This window comes from Streptacidiphilus melanogenes, assembly GCF_000787835.1.
Lineage (GTDB): Bacteria > Actinomycetota > Actinomycetes > Streptomycetales > Streptomycetaceae > Streptacidiphilus > Streptacidiphilus melanogenes.
This window is the reverse complement of sequence record NZ_BBPP01000001.1, coordinates 209,295-230,015: the sequence shown is the minus strand read 5'-3', so window position 1 is coordinate 230,015 and position 20,721 is coordinate 209,295. Positions and strand designations below refer to the sequence as shown.

19 protein-coding genes are annotated in these 20,721 nt (G+C 73.4%); 5 read left to right on the top strand and 14 right to left on the bottom strand.

All coding sequences use genetic code 11. The features are described from left to right. Nucleotides 1–52: 52 nt before the first annotated feature. Nucleotides 53–823 (bottom strand): type I methionyl aminopeptidase, encoded by a 771-nt coding sequence (gene map / locus TR49_RS01030; RefSeq protein ID WP_042376042.1) that lies wholly within the window; start codon nt 821–823, stop codon nt 53–55. Between the two features lie 95 nt (nt 824–918). Between map and TR49_RS01025 the strand changes: the two genes are divergently transcribed. Then, nucleotides 919–1,182, top strand: coding sequence for a helix-turn-helix domain-containing protein (locus TR49_RS01025; RefSeq protein WP_042376040.1), 264 nt, complete (start codon nt 919–921; stop codon nt 1,180–1,182). Nucleotides 1,183–1,239: 57 nt separating this feature from the next. Here TR49_RS01025 and TR49_RS39540 read toward each other — a convergent pair whose 3' ends face one another. After that, complete coding sequence (locus TR49_RS39540; RefSeq protein ID WP_052433842.1) at nt 1,240–2,169, bottom strand: hypothetical protein; 930 nt, start codon at nt 2,167–2,169, stop codon at nt 1,240–1,242. A gap of 259 nt (nt 2,170–2,428) precedes the next feature. Then, nucleotides 2,429–2,947: a YbhB/YbcL family Raf kinase inhibitor-like protein gene (locus TR49_RS39535; RefSeq protein WP_160311522.1), complete on the bottom strand. Its 519-nt coding sequence runs from the start codon at nt 2,945–2,947 to the stop codon at nt 2,429–2,431. Between the two features lie 131 nt (nt 2,948–3,078). Here TR49_RS39535 and TR49_RS01010 point away from each other — a divergent pair, with 131 nt between their 5' ends. Further along, entirely contained in the window at nt 3,079–3,360 is a 282-nt protein-coding gene (locus TR49_RS01010) for a hypothetical protein (RefSeq protein ID WP_042376038.1), read from the top strand. 50 nt (nt 3,361–3,410) lie between these two features. On the opposite strand, the gene TR49_RS01005 is transcribed toward TR49_RS01010, so the two are convergent. The 3 genes from TR49_RS01005 to pruA all read right to left on the bottom strand — a co-directional run bounded on the left by TR49_RS01005 (nt 3,411) and on the right by pruA (nt 6,740). Then, nucleotides 3,411–3,749, bottom strand: coding sequence for an RNA polymerase-binding protein RbpA (locus TR49_RS01005; RefSeq protein ID WP_042376036.1), 339 nt, complete (start codon nt 3,747–3,749; stop codon nt 3,411–3,413). A 261-nt stretch (nt 3,750–4,010) separates the two neighbouring features. After that, complete coding sequence (locus tag TR49_RS01000) at nt 4,011–4,940, bottom strand: proline dehydrogenase family protein (protein WP_042376034.1); 930 nt, start codon at nt 4,938–4,940, stop codon at nt 4,011–4,013. Between the two features lie 171 nt (nt 4,941–5,111). Further along, on the bottom strand, nt 5,112–6,740 hold the full coding sequence (gene pruA, locus TR49_RS00995; protein WP_042376321.1) for an L-glutamate gamma-semialdehyde dehydrogenase: 1,629 nt from the start codon (nt 6,738–6,740) through the stop codon (nt 5,112–5,114). Nucleotides 6,741–6,937: 197 nt separating this feature from the next. Here pruA and TR49_RS00990 point away from each other — a divergent pair, with 197 nt between their 5' ends. Further along, nucleotides 6,938–8,614 carry a PucR family transcriptional regulator gene (locus tag TR49_RS00990; protein ID WP_236653156.1) on the top strand — a complete coding sequence of 559 codons (1,677 nt, stop codon included), beginning with the start codon at nt 6,938–6,940 and terminating at the stop codon, nt 8,612–8,614. A gap of 62 nt (nt 8,615–8,676) precedes the next feature. Here TR49_RS00990 and TR49_RS00985 read toward each other — a convergent pair whose 3' ends face one another. From TR49_RS00985 to TR49_RS00975, 3 genes are all read right to left on the bottom strand, one after another. After that, nucleotides 8,677–9,360 carry an N-acyl homoserine lactonase family protein gene (locus tag TR49_RS00985; protein ID WP_042376317.1) on the bottom strand — a complete coding sequence of 228 codons (684 nt, stop codon included), beginning with the start codon at nt 9,358–9,360 and terminating at the stop codon, nt 8,677–8,679. Between the two features lie 46 nt (nt 9,361–9,406). Further along, nucleotides 9,407–10,543 (bottom strand): hypothetical protein, encoded by a 1,137-nt coding sequence (locus TR49_RS00980; protein ID WP_042376032.1) that lies wholly within the window; start codon nt 10,541–10,543, stop codon nt 9,407–9,409. A 608-nt stretch (nt 10,544–11,151) separates the two neighbouring features. After that, nucleotides 11,152–11,781, bottom strand: coding sequence for a TetR/AcrR family transcriptional regulator (locus tag TR49_RS00975; protein WP_042376029.1), 630 nt, complete (start codon nt 11,779–11,781; stop codon nt 11,152–11,154). A 96-nt stretch (nt 11,782–11,877) separates the two neighbouring features. Here TR49_RS00975 and TR49_RS00970 point away from each other — a divergent pair, with 96 nt between their 5' ends. Beyond that, nucleotides 11,878–13,374 carry an APC family permease gene (locus TR49_RS00970; protein ID WP_042376027.1) on the top strand — a complete coding sequence of 499 codons (1,497 nt, stop codon included), beginning with the start codon at nt 11,878–11,880 and terminating at the stop codon, nt 13,372–13,374. A gap of 12 nt (nt 13,375–13,386) precedes the next feature. Here the strand turns inward: TR49_RS00970 and TR49_RS00965 are convergent, their stop codons facing one another. The 3 genes from TR49_RS00965 to TR49_RS00955 all read right to left on the bottom strand — a co-directional run bounded on the left by TR49_RS00965 (nt 13,387) and on the right by TR49_RS00955 (nt 17,157). After that, complete coding sequence (locus TR49_RS00965; protein ID WP_042376025.1) at nt 13,387–14,061, bottom strand: zinc ribbon domain-containing protein; 675 nt, start codon at nt 14,059–14,061, stop codon at nt 13,387–13,389. A gap of 139 nt (nt 14,062–14,200) precedes the next feature. Beyond that, complete coding sequence (locus tag TR49_RS00960; RefSeq protein ID WP_052433839.1) at nt 14,201–15,355, bottom strand: acyltransferase family protein; 1,155 nt, start codon at nt 15,353–15,355, stop codon at nt 14,201–14,203. A 98-nt stretch (nt 15,356–15,453) separates the two neighbouring features. Then, nucleotides 15,454–17,157, bottom strand: a complete 1,704-nt coding sequence (locus TR49_RS00955; protein WP_084724431.1) for a hypothetical protein — start codon at nt 17,155–17,157, stop codon at nt 15,454–15,456. Between the two features lie 241 nt (nt 17,158–17,398). Between TR49_RS00955 and TR49_RS00950 the strand changes: the two genes are divergently transcribed. Then, nucleotides 17,399–18,685, top strand: a complete 1,287-nt coding sequence (locus tag TR49_RS00950) for an MFS transporter (RefSeq protein ID WP_084724430.1) — start codon at nt 17,399–17,401, stop codon at nt 18,683–18,685. Between the two features lie 394 nt (nt 18,686–19,079). Here TR49_RS00950 and TR49_RS44685 read toward each other — a convergent pair whose 3' ends face one another. Beyond that, nucleotides 19,080–19,541, bottom strand: a complete 462-nt coding sequence (locus TR49_RS44685) for a hypothetical protein (protein ID WP_174501531.1) — start codon at nt 19,539–19,541, stop codon at nt 19,080–19,082. A 55-nt stretch (nt 19,542–19,596) separates the two neighbouring features. After that, complete coding sequence (locus TR49_RS00940) at nt 19,597–20,688, bottom strand: hypothetical protein (RefSeq protein WP_042376023.1); 1,092 nt, start codon at nt 20,686–20,688, stop codon at nt 19,597–19,599. Between the last annotated feature and the right edge of the window lie 33 nt (nt 20,689–20,721).

The following is a 20,721-nucleotide window of genomic DNA, read 5'->3' as shown; positions in this document are numbered from 1 at the left end:
CCCCCCCCCCCGCAACGGGCGGGGCCCCGCCACGGGTTGCCGCCTGCCCGCGCTACCGCTCCAGCCGCGTCAGCACCCGCGCGCCGTCCTCTGTGATCGCGATGGTGTGCTCGGAGTGCGCGCCGTGCGAGCCGTCCGCGAAGCGGAGCGTCCAGCCGTCGTCGTCGACCTGGAGCTCGTCCGTGCTCGCCGACCACCACGGTTCGAGGGCGAGCGTCATGCCCGGCTGGAGCTTCAGGCCGCGCCCCGGGCGGCCCTTGTTGGGGACGTGCGGGTCCTCGTGCATGGTCCGGCCGAGCCCGTGGCCGCCGAACTGCATGTTGACGGGGTAGCCGTGCGACGCGGCCACCGCGCCGATCGCCGCCGACACGTCCCCGATGCGCGCGCCCGGAACGGCGGCCGCGATTCCGGCGTCGAGTGCGGCCCGCGTCGACTCGACAAGCCGCTGGTCCTGCGGACGCGGCGTTCCGACGAGGACGGTCACGGCAGAGTCCGCGACCCAGCCGTCGACGGAGACCGCGAAGTCCAGGCTCAGCACGTCGCCGTCGCGCAGCACGTGGTGGCGCGGACGACCGTGCAGCACGGCGTCGTTGACCGACAGGCAGATGACGTTGCGGAACGGCCCGCGGCCGAAGGAGGGCGCGTAGTCCCAGTAGCAGGAGACCGCGCCACGCTCCTCGACCCGGCGGCGGGCACGACGCTCCAGGTCGAGCAGGTTCACGCCGGGGCGGGCCAGGGCGGACAGCTCTGCCAGCGTCTCGGCGACGAAACGGCCGGTGACCGCCATCTTGTCGATCGCCTCGGCGGTCTTCAGCTCGATCATCGAGCCCCCTCCTCGCAGGTGGTCGGTATTTAAATACCTCGCTTGGCTCGAGCGTAGCACAGCCCCGGTACTTTAATACCGACTACGATGGGGCCATGGTCCGCATCCCCCTCACCCCCGAGCAGGTCGAAGCCGGCCGCCGCCTCGGCACGCTGCTGCGCGAAGCACGCGCGGGACGCGATCCGGAGCTGATCGCCCGCACCGCGGGCATCTCGCCGGAGACCCTGCGCAAGATCGAGGCGGGCCGCATGCCGAGCCCCGGCTTCGGCACCATCGTCGGCCTCTGTGAGGCCCTCCAGCTCCCGATCCAGACCGCCGCCCAGATCTGGCTCGGCACGGCGACCCAAGTGGCCGGCTGACAGCCCGCCACAGCCCGGCCGTGCCGGTGCCGCGCCGGTCGAGCGCCCCCGCCCCCGTCACACCACCTGGCGTCCGGTCACATAGCCCTGCAACGGCACCGTCGGGCGCAGCCGCACCACGTCGACCGAGCCGTCCGCCGGCAGCGGGAGCACCAGCTTGCCCGACGCGACGGCCACCGGATGCTCCACCGGAGCGCCCCAGGCGCCGCCCGTCCGCATCGACACCGCGACGGTTCCGTCTGCGCCCTGCGGGGTGACGCACAGCCACATCGGCCCGTTCCGCGCCGCACCGCCCGGCACTGCCTCCGTCCCGGCCGGCTCCACCGGCACGTCGGTGTCGGCGCCGGCCGGAATCGGCGGCAGATAGGCCAGCACCGCCTCCTCCGCATACCCGGGCGGGGCCTGCGGCGCGGGAACGGGCGCGGGAACCGGTGCCGGGAGCGGACTCCACCGCCACGCCCCCACCGCCCGCCCGCCCCGCGGGTCCGCGGGATCCGCCGTCGGCGGGCACACCCCGTCCGGGAAGTGCGGCGCGAGATACCCGGTGACATACGGATCCCGCCGCGTGTGCTGGTGTGACCACACCCCGTTCCCCTGGCCGCCGTCCGTCGCCCCGGCCTGAACGGAGTTGCCACCCTTGGTGTAGACGTCCACGGAGTCGAACCCCATCACGATCTCGGTGTGCACGTCCCCACCGAAGATCGTCAGCGCCCCGACCGACGGGTACTCCGACCACTGCCCGTGAGCCTGCGCCCACGACGCCAACTCCGCGACGGCCGCCGTCTTCGGCACGATCGCGTCCATTCCCACGTCATGGAACATGCACCACTCGAAGATCGCGCACCACGGCACGCCGTTCCACCCGTACTCGACGCCGAACGGCGTCATGTTGTCCCACCCCGTCCCGGGCACCCAGTGCTCGTAGACCCGCTCGGGGATCGACGCGACATGGTCGACCAGGCGTCTCCAGTCCGGCGGATTCGACATGGTGATCTCCCGTCAGCGCGCTTCGTACCCGGAGGACTCCATCGTGGCCCACCCCGCGACCCCCTCGCGGCGTCTCCGGCTCCCACTCACTCGGAAGCGTGAGGCTCGGCGCCGCCCCAGGGAAGTGGCCTGCGTCGACCGAACGGGATTCCCGGCGCGTGAGACTCGATGCGGCGCACTCGCCTCCACTCCGTCGCGCGCGAATGCCGGACGGCTCCTGCCTCGCCCCGTCGTTCGCCGCGTGCCCTCCAGCACGCCCTCAGGCCGGCTTGGTGACCGTCGCGTCGACCTCGCCGAGCGCCAGAGCATGGGCTCGCAGTCCCGCGGCGTCGACCACGAGCGCGCCGCCGAGCCTCGCGGGTTGATAGCCCCGCGGCATCGCGTAGACGCGCACAACGTAGTCATCCGTCGCCCCGTCCTGGGGGCAGGGCGGGTAGTAGTGGGCGACGACGCGGCCCGCCGAGGGGCCGCCCTCGGTCAGCCCCGTGGTCCCGGGCGGGATGTCGACGACGTACCAGTGCGTGAAGTCGCTCGCGGTCGGGTCCTCCATGTACAGCGCGATCCATCCGGTCCCGGCGGGGACGCCCGACCAGGCAACGGGGAGGCTGACCCCGGCCCCCTTGCAGGTGTACTTGTCCGGGATCACTCCACCCTGCCGAAAGGCGCTGCTGGTGACCGTCAGCCGGGCCGGCTCGGCCGCCACCGCGCCGGGCTTCGGTGCAGCAGAGCCGCAGCCGCCGAGCAAGGCGGAGGCCGCGGCGGCTCCCAGGACTGTCAAGACGACGGCACGACGCACCTGGCCCCCAGAACGACGGATTGGTCTGGACCAACATCCTAGGGGGTCGGCTCGCCGTCCCGCGGCCGCTTTCGGATGAACCAACAGCAGCCGCGACTTCTACACTCTGGCGCGTGGTCATCTACGCCGGCGGCCCCAGCGCCTATCAGCTCAGCGAGTTTTCAGGACAAGTGGACTTCTTTGTCTGGTTCCTTCTGTTCGTCATATGGGCCGTCGCCACCACCCGACCGAAGTCGACCCGGGCGGCGACGCCCGAGGAGCAGCAGCGCGTGAGGCAGCTCGCCCGCAGGCGGTACTGGCGGATCACAGCAGCTTGCGCGGCGGTCGCCATCCTCTGGCCAGCCCTCGCGTTCTGCATCGTGTACCACGCATGCAGCGCCGGCGCGTGCTCCTGACCCGCCGAACTTGTGAGGCCCTGCCATCCCCCGCAGACGGGGCCTCCCCGTCAGATGGTGCCGCGCAGCTTGGCCAGCGCCTCGTTGAGCAGGATCTCGCCCTCCTCCTGGGTGCGGCGCTGCCGGACGTAGCCCATGTGGGTCATGTAGGGGGCGTGACCCTCGGCCACCGGCGCGTCGTCGCGGTCGCGGCCTGCGGGCAGACCGCATCGGGGGCAGTCCCACGTCTGCGGGACCTCCGCCTCGATCGCGAAGCTGAGCTGGGTGTGGTGGTCCTTGCCGCACCAGAACGAGACCGTCGTGCGCGGAGCGAGGTCACCGCGCTCCGGCTCTCCCAGCGGTCCCGAACCGACCCGCGCACCCCTGATGCCAGAACTTCCCTGCGCCACGCTGCTCTCCTTCGGCCATTTGTCCACGCCTCGGATGTGCATGGGAAGGACCAGCCTACGGGCTCCCTCCGAGAGAGCAGCCCCCGGCCGTCCTCAAGCGGCGTTGTCGGTGCCCCGTCGTAGGCTGCTCGCCTCGGCTGCCCCGAGACGGCGGCCGCAGTGTCTTCCCGCCGGGAAGCACTGCGGCCGCCTTGCCTCGGCGCCCTTGGCGTGGCGCCCACCTCACCCGCCCGCGTCAGGCGCAGGTTCAGGAACGGACCGTCAGCTCTTGGTGGCCAGCGCGCGCAGGAAGAAGGTGAGGTTGGCCGGGCGCTCCGCGAGGCGGCGCATGAAGTAGCCGTACCACTCGTTGCCGTAGGGCAGGTAGACACGCATGGTGTTGCCCTCGGCGGTGAGGCGCTCCTGCTCCTCCGGGCGGATGCCGTAGAGCATCTGGTACTCGAAGGAGTCCGCCGCGCGGCCGTTCGACGCGGCCAGTTCGCCCGCGATGCGGATGAGGCGCGGGTCGTGGGAGGCGATCATCGGGTAGCCCTCGCCCGCCATCAGGACCTTGAGGCAGCGGACGTAGGAGAGGTCGACGTCGGACTTCTTCTGGAAGGCGACCGAGGCCGGCTCCTGGTAGGCGCCCTTGCACAGGCGGACGCGGCTGCCCGGGCCGCTGAACTCGCGGCAGTCGGCCTCGGTGCGGTGCAGGTAGGCCTGGAGGACGACGCCGAGCCAGGGGAAGTCCGCGCGCAGGTCGCGGGCGATGCCCAGGGTGGAGTCGGTGGTGGTGTGGTCCTCCATGTCGAGGGTGACCGTGGTGCCGACCGCGGCGGCCGCCTCGCAGATGCGGCGGGCGTTGTCGAGCGCGACCTTCTCGCCGTCCTGGGGCAGGAACTGGCCGACCGCCGACAGCTTGACCGAGACCTCCGCCCGGTCGGCGAGGCCGCTCTCGGACAGCGCGGCGAGCAGCTTCTCGTAGGCCTCCGCGGTGGCCGCGGCCTGGGTGGCGTCGGAGGTGTCCTCGCCGAGGTGGTCGAGGGTGATCCGGCGGCCGGTGGCGACCAGGTCGCGGGTGACGGAGACGCCGTCGACCAGGGTCTCGCCCGCGACGAAGCGGTTGACGATGGCGCGGGTGGGGGGCAGCTGCTCGATGAGCTTGCGGGAGCGCGGGGAGCGGGACGCCGCCAGCAGGGTGGAACGGAGCATGTCAAGAACTCCAGGGCACGGAGGGGAGGAGAAGCAAGAAGAGGACCTGGATGCCGCGCCCCCTCCACGGGGGGAGTTGAGGGGGCGCGGCGGCTCAGGGCGTCGCCTTCGAGCGACCTGGAACGGTCGACGTCGGGGCAGCGACGATGGGAGGGATGACGCGACGAGGCGTCAGCCCATGTGCGGGTAGCGGTGGTCCGTCGGCGGCACGAACGTCTCCTTGATGGAGCGCGCCGAGGTCCAGCGCAGCAGGTTCTGCGCGGCGCCGGCCTTGTCGTTCGTGCCGGAGGCGCGACCGCCGCCGAAGGGCTGCTGGCCGACGACGGCGCCGGTCGGCTTGTCGTTGACGTAGAAGTTGCCCGCCGCGAAGCGCAGCACCGAGGCGGCCTCCGCGATCGCCGCACGGTCGGTGGCGAAGACGGCGCCGGTCAGGCCGTAGGAGGAGACCGACTCCATCTGCGCGAGCGTCGCCTGCCACGCGTCGTCCTCGTAGACGTGGACGGCGAGGATCGGGCCGAAGTACTCGTCGCGGAAGTACTCCGCCGCCGGGTCGGCGCCGACCAGGACGGTCGGGCGGACGAAGTAGCCCTCGGAGTCGTCGCAGGTGCCGCCGGCGAGGATCTCGACCTGCGGGTCGGCGGCGGCGCGCTCCAGCGCGGCCTTGTTCTTGGCGAACGAGCGCGCGTCGATGACGGCGCCCATGAAGTTGGACAGGTCCGCCACGTCGCCCATGGTCAGGGACTCGGTGGTGGCCTTGACGTCGTCCTTGATCTGCGCCCACAGCGAGGCCGGGACGTAGGCGCGGGACAGCGCCGAGCACTTCTGGCCCTGGAACTCGAACGCGCCGCGGACCAGCGCGGTCGCCAGCGCCGCCGGGTCGGCGGACGGGTGGGCGATCAGGAAGTCCTTGCCGCCGGTCTCTCCGACCAGGCGCGGGTAGGTCCGGTACGAGGCGATGTTCTCGCCGACCGACTTCCACAGGTGCTGGAAGGTCGCGGTCGAGCCGGTGAAGTGGATGCCGGCCAGGTCCTGGTGCTTCAGCACGACCTCGGAGACGGCCAGGCCGTCGCCGGTCACCATGTTGATGACGCCCTTGGGCAGGCCCGCCTCCTCCAGCAGCTGCATCAGCAGGTGCGCGGCGAACTGCTGGGTGGGGGACGGCTTCCAGACCACCGTGTTGCCCATCAGGGCCGGGGCGGTCGGCAGGTTGCCGGCGATCGCGGTGAAGTTGAACGGCGTGATCGCGTAGACGAAGCCCTCGAGCGGGCGGTGGTCGGTGCGGTTCCACACGCCCGGCGAGGAGATCGGCTGCTCGGCCAGGATCTGGCGGGCGAAGTGGACGTTGAAGCGCCAGAAGTCGACGAGCTCGCAGGGGGTGTCGATCTCGGCCTGCTGCGCGGTCTTGGACTGGCCCAGCATGGTCGCCGCGGCCAGCGTCTCGCGCCACGGGCCGGAGAGCAGGTCGGCGGCGCGCAGGAAGACGGCGGCGCGGTCGTCGAAGGAGAGGGCGCGCCAGGCGGGGCCGGCCGCGAGGGCGGCCTCGACGGCGTCGCGGGCGTCGTCCTGGGTCGCGTTGCGCATGGTGCCGAGGACGGCGGCGTGACGGTGCGGCTGGACCACGTCGATCGGCTCGCCGCCGCCGAGGCGCTTGACGCCGCCGATGGTCATGGTGAGCTCGACCGGCGCCTGGCTGCCCAGACGCTTCAGCTCCGCCTCGAGACGGGTCCGCTCGGCGGAGCCCGGTGCGTAACTGTGCACCGGCTCGTTGACCGGCGTCGGAATCTGGGTCACAGCGTCCAACACGCGCGTGCTCCTCGTCGAGTTCTGGAGGGTTCGGGTTGTCCTCAGGATCGGACCGCCGGACGTCCGCCGCATGCAGTCGTGGTGCATGCGGTGGACATCCGCGAACGGATCTGGACGACGCGGTTCTCGCGTCGATGCTCACGCTAGGCCCGGCGGGCACGGCTCCTCTTTGTCCGGTCGCATAGCATCCAGGCATGGAGCATGTCGGATCGGACAACGAGGCCGAGGGCGTCCCACTGCCCGCACCGGCCGCCGTCGGGATCACCCTGCGGCAGCTGCTGATGTCGCTGGGCGAGCCCGTGGTCGAGCTCCAGTGCGCGCCGGCCGGGCTCGACGTGGAGACCGTCGACGTCGGGCTGCTGGATCCGGAGGACCCCCCGGCGGCCCGGCCGGGAGAGCTGGTGCTGGCCATCGGCGTGCGCGGACGTGCCGCGATCCCGGCGCTGCGCGCCGCGGCGTCGGCCGGGGCCGCGGCCGTCGCGGTGCGGATCGACTCCCCCGCCCAGCGCGACACGCTGCGCGACTTCGCCGAGCAGGCGGGCGTCGCCCTGCTGTCGGTGCGCCGCGAGGTCCGCTGGGAGCACCTCGACGCGCTGGCGCGCGCCGCGCTCGGCGGCGGGCGTCCGCTGCCCGCCGAGGGGGGCGCGGAGGAGGGCGACCTGTTCGCCCTCGCGCAGACCACGGCAGTGCTGACCGGCGGCATCGTCAGCATCGAGGACACCGCCAACCGGATCCTCGCCTACTCCCGCTCGGCGGACTCCGACGAGATCGACGACCTGCGCCGGCTCACCATCCTCGGCTGGCAGGGGCCCGAGCCGTACCTGTCGAAGCTGCGCGAGTGGGGCGTCTTCCAGCAGCTGCGGGCGGGCGACTCCGTCGTCTCCATCGACGAGCACCCGGAGCTCGGCCTGCGCCGCCGCCTGGTGGTCGCGATCCGCTCGGGCGAACGGCAGCTCGGCACGATCTGGGTGCAGGAGGGCGCGACCCCGCTCGCCGAACGAGCCGACCAGGCACTGCTGGGCGCGGCGCGCGTCGCGGCGCTGCAGCTGATGCGGCGGCGCCGCTCGGTCAGCTCGGAGCTGCGGCTCACCCAGAGCCTGCTCTCGGGGGTGCTGGAGGGCACCACGGGCGCGCAGTCGCTGGCCGGCCACCTCGGCCTGGACGCAAAGCGTCCGGCGGCCGTCCTGGGCTTCGCCCTCCCGGGCTCCGGGCCCGGCTCGGACGAACTGCACCGCGAGGAGACGCTGAGCCTGATGGCCGTCCACGCCGCCGCCCGTCACCGCAGCGCGCTGACGGCCGCCGTCGACGAGCGGGTCTACGTGCTGCTGCCGGAACTCCCGCGCGGGGTCGCCCCGGCGACGCTGCTCGGCTGGACCCGCGAGCTGGCCGAGGCGGCCACCCGCCACCTCTCCCCCGCGGGCTCCCCGCCCGTGCTGGTCAGCGGCGCGGTCGGCGAGGTGACCCCGGCGCTCTCGGGCACGGCGGCGTCACGCCGCGAGGCGGACCGGATCCTCGACGCCATGGCCTCGGGCCGGGTCGACGCGCAGGTCGCCGACCTCGCGCAGGTCCGCGCGCAGGTGCTGCTCGCGGAGACCCTCGGCCTCCTGGCCACCGCCCCCGCCGTCCGCGACCCGCGCCTCACGGCGCTCCTCGCCCACGACGCCGAGCACGGCGGCCGCCTCGCCCCCTCCGTCCTCGCCTGGCTCGACGCCTTCGGCGACGTCCGCGAGGCGGCCGCGGCGCTCCACATCCACCCCAACACCCTCCGCTACCGCGTCCGCCGCGCCGAACAGCTCACCTCGCTCGACCTCTCCCGCCCGGAGGAACGCCTCCTGGCCATGCTCCAGCTCCGCCTGCCGCCCGAAGCGTGACCAGATCTCCGGCTCAACCTCACAGCTCGCTGAGGGCGTCGCCCGCCCATCCGGACCGGCTCCTACGCGGGCGGCTCCCAGACCGCGCAGTCGTGGGCGAAGAGGACCCGGCGCGGGTCGAAGGAGAGCAGGCGGGGCAGCCAAGGGGAGTACGGCGGGAGCGGCGGCGCTGAGCCCGCTGCCGCGGCTTGGAGGGCGAGGTGGTCGCCGCCGAAGCCCGAGGCGAAGTCGTGGGCCTGACCGGCCAGGATCACCGTCCCGTCGGGGTGCCGGACGACCAGGGACTGGTGACCCGCCGTATGACCCGGGGTCGGGATGATCCACACGCCCGGCAGGATCTCGGCCTCACCGTCCAGCGCCTCGTAGCGCGCACCAGGGAAGTCGACGAGCTCGGGGAAGGTGTACCCGTCGCCTCGCGCCGAGTCGAGCTCCGCCGCCTGCGCCACGATGGGGGTCCGGGCGAACGCCGGATTGCCACCGCAGTGGTCGAAGTGGAGGTGGCAGTTGACGACCAGGGAGATCTCGCCCACGGCGACCCCGGCGTCCGCGAGTGCTTCGGGCAGCGGACGCCGACGCGGCCGGTAGTGGGCCTCGGTCTCCGGATCGGCCGCGCCGAGGCCGGTGTCGAACAGAACCAGCCCGGAGCCTGTGCGCACCAGGTAGGCGAGGACGGGCTCCACCCGCGGGTGCTCCGTTCCCGCCTCTTCGGCCGGGCGGACGAAGTAGCCGAGATCGAGGCGTCGCATCATGCCCACAGCCAAATCCCTGTCCCGACGCAGCGTCAACTGCCGTTCACTGCTGGGCGAGCCACACCCGCCACAGGTCGAGCCAGCTCGCGCGGGCCTGGAGGGTGAGCTCGTGGCGCAGGCGCAGCTCCTCCGGGGTGGCCTGCGGGGAGTCGGGGAAGGGCGGTTCGTCGAGGCGGTGCCACTGGCGGAGCCAGGCCCGCTGGGCCGGGGCGCTGGCGACCTCGCTGGCGAGGGCGGTGAAGCGGATGCTCTCCTCCACGGCGGCCTCCGCCGCGGCGGCCGTGGCCGGGGCGGCGAACCAGTCGGCGGCCTGGGCGAGGGTGACCATCTGGTTGACCAGGGCGGTCACCGACTCCTCCGCCTCCTGGCGCTCCTCCCCGGCGAGGCGCATCTGCTGACGCACCGCCTTGTCCCACAGTGCGCGCCGTTCCGTGCCCGGCGGGCCCGGGCGCGGGACGGGATAGCCGTGGGCGCGCACGTCCGCCTCGAGGCGGAGCGACTCGGCCACGGAGTAGTCGACCAGTCGGCGGTGGTCCGCCAGTCCGAGCGGCTCCTCGACCACGGGGCCGCCGGTGTCGTCCTGCCGCTTCTGCTGCGCCGCACGCCGCAGGGCCATCTCGTTGAGCAGCAGCTGACGCCCCTGCGTGTAGGGCGCGATGTCGGTGACCACGCCGAGCTCGACGTCCTCGGGTGCGACGCCGCGGGCGGTCACCACCAGCACGACCCGGCCTCCCGGCGGGCGCAGCCGCGCCACCCAGAGCCGTCCCTCGAGACGGAGCTCCGCAGGCAGCGGGGCGCCGTCCACGACCAGCTGCGCAGGGCCTGCGACGGGCCCGCCCGGCTCCGCGTCCCAGGTCCGCAGCCGCTCGCGCTCGGCGCCGAGCAGGTGCTCCAGCGGGGCCCACGCGTCCGGCGTCCCAGGGTCGACCGCCCGGATCGTGGCCACCTGGACCACCGGCCCTTCAGCGGCGAACCAGTCGCCCCGGCAGAGCTGGACCTTCACCAACTCACCGTCGGTCAGCTGGAACTCGGTCAGCGCGGCGGTCGAGAGCGCCGGCGCGGAGGGGTGGTAGAGCGGGAACGCGGCCCCCGCCAGCAGCTCCTCGTCCCGCCCGGCGGCCTGACGCCAGAGGTCGTCCGGGCCGTCGACCGGGCCGGATCCGCCGCTGCGATACCTCACCGTGCCTCCCCTTCTGTCCGCGCGGTCCACCCTAGGGACCTTCGGGCCCCGCGCGCACCATGCTCTTCGATACCCCTCCCCCGATCGGCTGACGCGCGTCCCCGGCTCCGCACGTAGACCCCGACGGCGCGTCACCGCGACGGACGGGAGGAGACATGAGGCTCCTTCGCCCCGTCGGTCTGCCCTCGAGCCGGCGTACACACCCGCAGAGGGGCGCCGCCCGGCCGGAGACCGCGGGTGAGGCCGCGCAGGGACCCCTGCCGGCCGAAGGCCGAGGGCGGGCCCCGCCACCGCGCAGCAACGCCGCGCCGAGCCCGAACCCGGCCCGGACCGGCGCACACGCCCACGGCCGAAACACCACCTGGCCGAACGCCGACGATGGGGCCCCGCCACCGCCCAGCAACGAAAGGCCGAGCCCGAACCCGGCCCGGACCGGCGCACACGCCCACGGCCAGAACACCACCCGGACGGAGGCCGGGGTGAGACCGCGCAGGGCCACGAGCCCATGCCACGCAACGGCACCCGCCGGCCGAAGGCCGAACGCTGACGGTGAGCCCCGCCACCGCGCGGCAGCGCCGGGGCCCCGGGGGCGACCACGGAGGGCCCTGCTACCCCGTCCGCGCGGCGACGCCGTCCAGGAGCAGGCGCAGGCCCAGCTCGAAGCCCCGGTCGTCGAGCCCCGCCGCGCCCCCGCCGCGGGCGAAGGACGCGTCCAGGGCGTCGGCCAGCGCCGGGTAGTCCGGACGGTAGACGGCCGGCGCACGGGTGAAGCCCGCGGTGAAGGTCTCCAGGGCGGAGCCGAGGACCAGGTAGTCCAGGGCCGCCGCGACCTCCGCGGCGTCCGCCGCGGGCAGCCCGGCGCCGCCGAGGAGGGCGAGGAGGGCGTCGTAGCCGCGGAGCGCGCGGTCCGCCTCGACACGGCGGCGGGCGAGCAGGGCGATGGTGTTCGGGTGGCGCAGGAAGACCGCGCGATAGCCCCGCGCGTACGCGGCAAGGCCCGCGCGCCAGTCGGGGTCGGCGAGCGGGGTGTGGTCGATCTCCTCGTTGACCAGCTCCGAGACCGCGTCGACCAGCGCGTCCTTGCTCTCGACGTGGTTGTAGAGCGACGCGGCCTTCACCCCGAGCCGCTCGGCGAGGGCCCGCATGGTGAGGCCGTCGGGGCCCTCCTCGTCCACCACCTGGAGCGCCGCCAGTGCGATCCGCTCGCGGGTCAGCAGCGCCCTGCTCGGTCGGCCCACCCCGAAATCCCCTCTTCCGCTCTCCGCTTCCGGCGGCTATCGTCCCACCTCAACACCAGTGACTAACTTAGTTAGTTTTTCGAGGAGGCGCCACGCATGGCCGACCACGTCCCCACCGATGCCGACCGGCTGGCCGCCCTCGGCTACCGCCAGGAGCTGAGACGCAGCCTGAGCGTGCTCGGCAACATCTCCATGGGCTTCGCCGTGGTCTCTCCCGTCGTCGGGCTCTACGCCGCCGCACAGGTCGGGATGAGCGTCGCGGGCGGGGCCTGGATCTGGGCGCTGCCGCTGTGCCTGCTCGGGCAGTGCCTGGTCGTGGCGGTCTACTCGGAGCTCGCCTCGCAGTGGCCGCTGGCGGGCGGCGCCTACCAGTGGAGCCGACGGCTGGCGAGCCCGGCCGTGGCCTGGCTGAGCGGCTGGATGTGGCAGTTCGCGGTGATGTTCGGCAACACCACGGTTGCCTACCTCGCCTCACCCTGGCTGTTCGCGCTCTTCGGAGCCGTCCCGACGCCCACCGAGCAGGTGCTGGCCTCGGTCGGCTTCATGCTCTTCTGCACCTTCGTCAACGCCTACGGCATCGACTTCCTGCGCTGGTTCGTCAGCCTGGGCATCGCCGCCGAGGCGGTGGCGTCCGTCCTGGTCGGCTTCACGCTGCTGCTGGTCTTCCGTCAGCACGGCTTCTCGCTGCTGACCGACTTCCTCCACGCGCCGGCCGCGCTCGGCGTCAGCGACACCGGCGCGCTGCTGGCCGCGGTGGCCGTCGCCGGTTGGGCGTTCATCGGCTTCGACGCCTGCGTGTCGACGGCCGAGGAGACCAAGGACGCCGCCCGGCAGGTGCCCAGGGCGATGTGGTGGTCGCTGCTCAGCGTCGGACTGGTGGTGATCCTCAACGCGATCTCGGTCGAACTGGCGCACCCGAACCCGGCCGACGTCGTCTCCGGCAAGGACCTCGACCCGGTGACCACGGCGGTCACCCATGCCTTCGGCGGCTGGGCCGACAAGCCGTTCGTCGTGGTCGTCCTGGTCAGCTTCACCGCGTGCCTGATGGCCTCCCAGGGCGGCGCCGCGCGCGGGCTGTACTCCCTCGCCCGCGACGACGTCTTCCCGTTCTCACGTCAGGTCCGCCGGGTCAACCGCCACAAGGCGCCGATCGGCGGCCTCGCCGCGGCGACGCTGATCAGCTGCGCCGCACTGCCGTTGGGCCTGAGCACCTCGGCCATGGGCAGCCTGATCACCTTCGGGAGCGCGGCGACCTTCGTGCCGTTCTTCCTGCTCACGCTCGTCTCGCTGGTCGCACGGCTGCGCGGGGCCTGGAAGCCGGCCGGCGCGGTCGGCTACGGGCGTCTGGGCACCCCGCTCAACCTGCTCGCGGTGCTGTGGACCGGCTTCGAGGTGGTCAACATCTGCTGGCCGCGCAGCATCCTCGCGCCGGCGGGCGCGCCCTGGTACCAGATCTGGGCCGCCGTCCTCGGCGTCGGCACGGTCGCCCTGGCGGGCGGCGCCTACCTGCTGCTGCGCCGCCCGGACCGCCGCATGCGCGACGGGGACCAGGACCGCCCCCTGGGCGACGAACTGGCCCCCGCCGTGCTGTAGTCGTGCCGCCCGCTACCGTCGCGTGCCGCAGTGGGGACAGAACGCGGCCCCCTGTGGCAGCTCGCTCTGGCAGGAACCGCAGGCGTCCTGCCCGCCGAGCTTGTGACCGCAGCCCGGACAGAAGTTGGCGCCGTGCGTCTCGGTGTGGCACTGCGGGCAGACGAGCTGGAACGGGCGGTCCAGGTTGTACTGCGCGCCCTGGCTGCCGCCCAGGTCGTACGCGCGCGAGGTGGCCACGTCGTTCAGCCCCCGCTGCTGGGCCGCCGCGACCTCGGCGGCGGTGTCGGGCGCGCAGCCGTGACACAGGCCCTGGGCCGGGTTGAAGCACCGCTCGCAGACGTAACTGGTGCACCGGGCGCAGCGGTTGAAGTGCCCCTGGGCGTCCGCGATCGCCCGCCGGAAGGCGGCGTCCTTCGCGGGCCCCCAGTTGGCGCCGACCAAACCGTCCAGTGCGGCCGACGCCTCGCTGCCCGCCCGGCCGAGCGCGCCCCAGGCGCTGCCGACGGCCTTGTCCAGCCAGCCGGAGACCCGGCCGCTGGCGTAGGGCTGGAACGCGGAACGCCACGTGTCGTGGCAGCGCGAGCAGCCGAACTCGAACTGGAAACCGGCACCGGTGCCGTACTGCTGGCACAGGTCGTGGTAGTTGTTGCTGAAATAGATCTCGCCCGGCGTGTTCTGACCGTTCATCCCTGTTCGCCCCCTCCACAGAACCGGCGCACACTGTGGCACACGCGCTCGGACCGGGGCCAGTTCCGTTCGCGCGGGAACAGCTTCACCCGGGGGTTGACCGAGGTGAGGGGCTCAGGCGGAGCGCGACGCCCCGGAGTCACGCCCGGCGGGGGACGGGCAGCGTGAGCCAGGTCTTGAGGCGGCCGGCGAGGGGCCGCTCCACGAAGCGGTGGACCAGATAGGCGCCGAGCAGCATCAGCAGGATCACACCGGCCAGCAGCTCCGTCGGGGGCACCCGGCCGGCCAGCCGCCCGATGACCAGCCAGCCGAGCTGTTCGTGCAGCAGGTAGAGGGGGTACGTCAGCGCCCCGGCGGTGACCAGCCAGCGGCGGTTGAGAACGTTCAGCCGGCCGAGCGCGATCGCGAGGATCACGGCGTAGCAGGCGGACACCAGCACCACGCCCGCGGTCCAGGACAGGTGTAGGTGGGCGGACCAGCCGCCCTCCTCCTTGAGCAGGGCCAGCAACTGGTGCTGCGCCAGCAGCCAGGACGCGCCCAGCATCAGCCAGAGCAGCGGGCTGGGCCGGAACCGGTGCATCAGGAACATCACGATGCCGCCGACGAAGAAGGGGGCGTACTCCGGCTGGAACAGCGTCACCAGCAGCGGCAGCCCGGAGGCGGGCGCCAGCACCGAGCCGACCAGCCAGATCGCGCAGAAGCCCAGCACCCGCTGGTAGGTCAGGCCCATCAGCACCACGACCGAGAAGATGAGGTAGAACCGCATCTCCGCCCAGAGGGACCAGTAGACCGGGTCCACATGCCCCACTCCGAGCGGCTCGTGAAGCATGGTCAGATTGGTCAGGATCCGCTCCGGGGTCATCGTCCAGTCACCGTTCAGGCGGCACACGACGCCGGTGACCAGCACGCAGCACCAGTACGCCGGGTAGAGGCGCATGACCCGGGAGACCGCGAAGTCCCGGACCGAACGGCCCCAGCAGGACATGCAGATGACGAACCCGCTGAGCAGGAAGAAGAACTCGACGCCGAGCCAGCCGTAGGAGGCGACCCGGTGCAGCGTCGGAAAGACCACACCCGTCGGCTTGTGCCAGGCGCCCTGGTAGCCGAGGTGGTCGTATCCCACGAAGTGGAAGACGACCACCGCCAGCGCCGCCACCAACCGCAGCCCGTCGAGGGCGTAGAGCCGCGGCCGGCGCGACTGCGGGATGATCCGCCCCGACGCGGGCCGCGGCTGAGGCGACGTCAGCTCCCGCAACTGCGCGGTGGGCGACTCGGGGAACGAGGGGCGGGACAAGAGGGCCTCTTTCTGCTCGACCCGCGCACCCTACTATGCAGTAGTCCGTACCCCGACGACCGGCTCCGGCCTGCGGCGCGAAGAGGCTGTGATGATCGTCACCGCCCCTGCGACTTGGCCTTGTACGCCGCCTTCCGTGCCATCTTCGCCACCGACTTGTCCGGGTGGAGCTCCCCCACCGCCTCGAGCACGGCGCGGGTGTAGGTGTGGTCGACCCGCCACAGGTCCTCGAAGAAGCGGTCCGGTCCGTCCGGGCCGGGCAGCATCTCGACGAGTTCGCGCATCGCCTCCGCCTGGCCGCCGGTGTCGATCAGCTGGGCGGCCAGCGCGTCGACGGTGGTCCACAGGACGGTGGCGCGCTCGGGCTGCGGCAGGTCCGTCGCACCCAGCTCGGTGAGCCAGGCCCCGGCGATGCCGACCAGCTCCGGATCTCCCAGCACCTCCCGCACCGCGGGCACCGCGGGCTCGCCGAGGCGACGCAGCGCCACCTGGCAGTACAGCCGGCGGACCGGCGCGACGAGGTCGTCACCGCGCGCCGCGGCCAGCAACTCGGCGGCCGCGGTCTGCGGCTCCTTGCCCTGGAGCCACTCGACGATCTCCTCCTCGGGCAGCACGTTCGCCGACTCGCAGATGCCGCGCAGCAGCTCCGCAGCGTCGCCCTGGGCGTGCGCGCCCACCAGCGGGGCGTCGATGCCGTCCTCCAGCAGCCACTCGCGGACGCCGAAGAGGCCGAGATCGGTCAGCCGGACGTGGCCGAAGCGGTCGACCTCCTCCGGGTCCAACTCCTCCAGCTCCACCCCTTCGGCCGCCGCGCCGTCCTCCTCGCTCTCCTCGAAGAGGCTCGGGTCGATCGGGCGGTAGTCGAGCATGCCCAGGTCGGCCAGCTCCTGGAGCATCGGGTCGAGCAGCACCATCGTCTCGGTGATCTCGCCGAGCAGCTCCTCGGTCGGGTCCTCGCCCTCGGGGACGACGAGAAGCGCGGCCAGCACGCCCAGCGGCAGCGTCTGCTCGACCGGGGTCGGGGCCAGCGCACGCGTCTCGTAGAGCACCTGGAGAGCGTCGTCGAGCAGACCCTGCGCCTCCTCGCGCGCCTCCTCCAGGCGGGCGTACTCCTCCTCCGACTCGTCCTCGGCGTCCAGTTCGGCGGCCGTGCCGGCCGCTTCCGTCGCCCCGGCCGAGGCTTCCGCCCCCGCCTCCTCGCCGTCCGCCTCGTCCTCGTCCTCGTCCTCGCGCTGCGCGGCCTCGATGTCCTCGATCGCGGCCTCGACCGCCGTCTGTGCGATCACCGACGCGGCGGTCAGCCACGCATCGAGAACGGCCTCCGGCTCGCCCGCCTCCAGCCGCGCCAGCTCCGGGCCGGCGAGCGCCCGCTCCGGCGCGTCCTCGGCGGAGTCGGCACCGGACTCCAGCGCGATCAGCTCCAGGTCGACGGCGAGCGCCCAGGCCCGCTCGACCTCGCCGACGTCGTCCGGCTCCACGCCCATCGCGGCAGCCGCCTGGGCGGCGTGCTCCTCGGACAGCTCGCCCCACTCGTCCACGGGCTTGCCGTCGCCGACCCAGCGCGCCAGCTTGAGGGTGTGCCCGACCAGCGGCGCGGCCAGCGCCGCTGCGGCCAGCTCCTCCGAGGGGGCCAGGCGCACCGGCGGCACCAGGACGAGGTCGTCCTCGTCCGTCGCGTCCGGATCCGTCTCGTCGGCGTACTCCGCCACCGCACCCGCGCCGTACAGGGTCTCCAGATCCAGGTCGGCGGGCAGGGGTACGCCCTCGCCGACGGGGCCGTCCTTACGACTGCGCGTTGCCATGTTCCCGACCGTCCTTCGCACCTGGTGACGCACAAACACCGCTCCTGACGCCGAGGGTAGTCCCTGGCGGGGGCGGGCGTCGTTTCCCTTGACGTGTGACCAGCACGTATCCTCCGCTGGGCTGAAGCGCACACCCACGCGCTGACAACCCGCACGCCCCCCGCACACCCGCTCCACCCGGACCGCCCCCGGCACACCCCGCCGGAACGGCCCGGAGCCCTGACGCCAGGAGATCCCTGCCATGGCGGACCTGACCCCGGTCGGCGCACGTCTGACCGAGGCCCTGCTCCCTCTCGAACTCGCCCCGCGCGAGCGCCTGCGCCTCCGTTCGCTGAGCCGCTGGAACGCGCTGCGCGGCGTCCGTGTCGGCCTCACCGTCGCCGTCCTGCTGCTCCTGCTGATCGGCGCGAACCTGGCGACGCCCCTCTACCCCGCGCTCCAGGCCCGCCTCGGCCTGACCCCGGTGGACACGACCGTCCTGTTCACGGTCTACGTCTTCGCGCTCGTCCCCGTCCTCGCCGCCGTCGGCCACTGGTCCGACCAGCTCGGCCGACGCGCCCTGGTACTGCCCGCCGTGGTGCTCGCGTCCGTGGGCGACCTGGTCTTCGCCTCCGCGTCGAACCTCGGCGAGCTGGCACTCGGCCGGGCCGTCCAGGGCATCGCCGTCGGCCTCGCCACCGGCGCGGCGGGCGCGGCCCTGGCCGACCTGCTGCCCGACCGCCCCTCCGTCGCCGCGAAGCTGACGCTGGCCGCGTCCGCCGGCGGCGTCGCCCTCGGCCCACTGCTGGGCGCGGCGCTGGCGAGCGGCAAGGACCCGGTGGTCACCCCGTTCCTGCTGCACGCGATCGCCCTGCTGGCGCTGTGCGTGCCGCTGGCCCTGCTCCACCCCCGCTCCCCCGGCCAGGACGCGGTCGCCGCGCCCGCCCTCACCCGCACCAGCCTGCGCCCGCGCGCGCTGAGCCTGCCGCGGCAGGGCCGCGGCGTCTTCCTGCTGGCCGCGGCGACCGGCTTCGTCTCCTACGCCGTGTTCGGCGTCTACCTCAGCCTGGCCCCCAGCTACGCCGCGTCGCTCCTGCACACCCGCGCGCCGTTGGCGGGCGCGGGCGTCGCCGCGCTGCTGCTCGGCAGCTCGGCCGCTGCGCAGCTGCTCGCCCGCCCCACCCGCGCCCGCGCGGTCCCCGCCCTGGGCATGACGGGCCTGGCCCTCGGCCTCGGCCTGGTCGTCCTGGCGGGCTACGCCCACGTTCCCGCCCTGCTGTTCGCCGGCAGCATGCTCGCTGGCGCGTGCCAGGGCATCGCCTTCCGCGCCCTCTTCACCCGGGCGTCTGCGGCCCTGGAACCGGACCTGCGCGGCTCGCAGCTGAGCACCCTGTGGGTCGTCGTCTACCTGGGCAGCTCCCTGCCGATCATCGCTGTCGGCTTCCTCGCCCGCGCGTACGGCATCCTCCCGGCGTTCGCCACCTTCGCCGCCATCGCCGCCACCGCCTGCCTCACCCTCGGCGCAGCAACCCTGCGCGCGAAGAGGTAGTCGCAGCACGCCGGGGGCACGGGGCTCTGCCCAAGCACGGCTCCCCCAGCCTCCGGCCGGGAGGTGCCCCAACGTGGGCGCGACCGACCCGGGGATGCGCTACCGCAGTTCGTCGCAACCCGCTCAGGGGCGCTGGGAATTGCGCGAGACACCACCGCGTGCGGATGGCCCCGCGCACCCCGGACCATCTGCTCATCGGACGAGGGCACCGCCCGGCCGAAGGCTGAGGGATTCTCGCGCTTTCGCGCGCCCCTGGCGGTGCAACCACAGGCAGCAGCGCCTCCGACCCGTCGCGCCCACGCGGCGGAGCCGCCTGTCGGGCACAGCCGCGCGCCCCTGGCGGTGCAACCACAGACGGCAGCGCCTCGACCCGTCGCGTCCACGCGGCGGCGACTCACCCCTCTGGTCCCGGGCGGTCCTCGCGGCGTTGGAGGACGTCGCCGCGGACGACCCAGGGGCGGTCGTGGCGCCAGGAGAGGCCCGCGCGGCGTTCAGCCGCCATGCGGGCGTGGATGACGAGCAGGTCCACCGCCGCGACCAGTGCGAGCACCGCGCACACCGCGGCGAAGCCGATCCACGTGTTCCGCGCCGCGACGTCGCCCGGTTTCGCGACCGCCGCCATCCAGGCGAACAGCACCGCGCCGGCCAGGTAGACGGGGCCGAAGATGCCCGCCAGCATCCGTCGCGCGGGGAGATCGCTGAGTGCCGTGCTCGGTTCGCTGCCCGTGCGGGCGAGCCAGCGGCGGTGGGTGCGGACGTGGGACCCGCGCGCAGGCGGGGGCTGTACCCCCGCAGGGGTGGTGAGGGCAGGGCGGCCGGGACCGCCGTGGTGGGCTCGGCCGAGAGCGATGTGCATGGCCGCCTCCTGCTGGACCCCCTACCCGCCGGGCCGGGGCTCGAACACGCGGAGGTCAGTACCGCTCGACCGGGCGACGGTCCTGCGGGCGGCGCGGCGGGATGGGCGTGGCCGGGAAGTCGCGCGGGCCGCTCCACAGAGCCGGGACGGCGTCGGTCCAGCGGGCGAGCTCGTAGATGATGCCCTCGTAGTTGATCCGCCAGCCGCGGAAGTGACCCCAGGCCTCCTCGACCGTGCGTTCCTTGGCGAAGCCCGTCGCGACGATCATCGCCACGGCCGCGTCGAACTCGGCGAAGGTGAGCCGGATCGGTGCGGACGGCTCCGGGTCCGGGTCGAACGGGACCCGCATCGTCCGGGCGATGTCGCGCAGCGAGCTGAAGCCCGCGCGGAGCACGAGCCGGGCCTCGGCGGGTGCGGACTTGGGTGCGATGGCGAGCTGGATCGCCGCCGCGTCCATGACCGCCAGCAGCGCGACGACCCAGCTGCGCTGGGCCCTGGGCGAGCGGAAGGAGAGCAGCAGCGGGTAGTTGGAGTGGCTCTCACCGATGTCCGCGGCGAGCCGCTCCCAGTCGCGGTAGAGGGTCGGCAGGGCCGTCTGGGTGTCGACGAGCCACTGGCGCGCCAGCAGCTCGGGGCCCCAGGCGGGCTCGCCGGCGCGGGACTCCAGCAGCGTCACCTCCGTCTCGCGGCGGTTGTACGCGCTGTAGAGGGTGGGCAGGTAAGCGATCTGCAACGCGATGACCAGCGGGCCGGTGGCCGCGGCGAGGAAGTCCAGCCCGGAGAGCTTCAGTCGCGCGCCGCTGGCGAAGCCCAGGGTGAACAGGCTCGACCCGGCCTCGCGCAGGGCCGTGCCGAAGCTCAGGTCGGACAGGCCGTACAGCAGCAGCGAGTAGGCGACGAGCATCCCGCCGAGCCAGGCGGTGAGCATGCCCAGCAGCACCAGCGGCGCGAGCCACGCCTGCGCCCGGTCCATGGCCCGGAAGGTGCCGAGCGGCGCGGCGGTCCAGCGCAGGACGGTGCGCAGCGACTTCGTCAGGCGGAACACGAGCGCCGAGTAGAGGCCGCGCGGGACCACGAGCGTCCGGAGCACGCTGCTGACGACGGTGACGAGCAGCAGGACGCCGAGGGCGACACACAGGAACCTCATGAGTCACATTGTGTTGCAAACGCCACGGGCGCG